Origin of the sequence: Nonomuraea sp. MG754425, from assembly GCF_021699195.1 — a bacterium.
GTDB lineage: Bacteria > Actinomycetota > Actinomycetes > Streptosporangiales > Streptosporangiaceae > Nonomuraea.
On record NZ_SSXE01000503.1, the window covers coordinates 1 to 478 of the forward strand.

The 478-nt window shown below is 68.8% G+C and carries 2 protein-coding genes; both read right to left on the reverse strand.

Features of this window, described 5'->3' with window-relative positions:
• Positions 1-156 (reverse strand): DUF1918 domain-containing protein (locus FAF44_RS53715; protein ID WP_308193555.1); only part of this gene is annotated, 156 nt, incomplete at its 3' end.
• Between the two features lie 81 nt (positions 157-237).
• The coding region (locus tag FAF44_RS53720; RefSeq protein ID WP_237111194.1) for a universal stress protein at positions 238-478 on the reverse strand (241 nt) is incomplete at its 5' end.

Here is a 478-nt window from a genome sequence, read left to right on the forward strand (position 1 = left end):
GAAGACGAGGCTTTCGTGCCCGTCGTCGAGCCAGCGCACCAGATAGGGCGGTGAGCCGTCGGCGTGGCTCACCTCGACGATGAGCCCCTCACGCCGGATACCGTGACCACGGCCGCTCACCACGACCAGACGATCGCCTGCCGAAGCCTTCATCATGATCCCCCACAATCCTGATCCAAGGCGTCCACCTGCACTTCTCTCCAGTGTGCACGACCCTCCTGCGGCTGCGGCCCTCGCCTACCGTGGCCGGACCACCGCGACCGGGCACCCGGCATGGTGCAGCAGCCCGTGGCCGACCGACCCCAGCATCACGGACGCGAACCCGCCCAGCCCTCTGGATCCGACCACCACCAGATCCGCCGCAGCGCACGCCTCGACGAGCGCCGGGATCGGATGTTCACTCACCTGCCGGCCGTAGATCTCGACATCGGGGTGTTCGCCCCGCCAGGCCACGATCCGTTCCTGGGCGGCCTGGCAC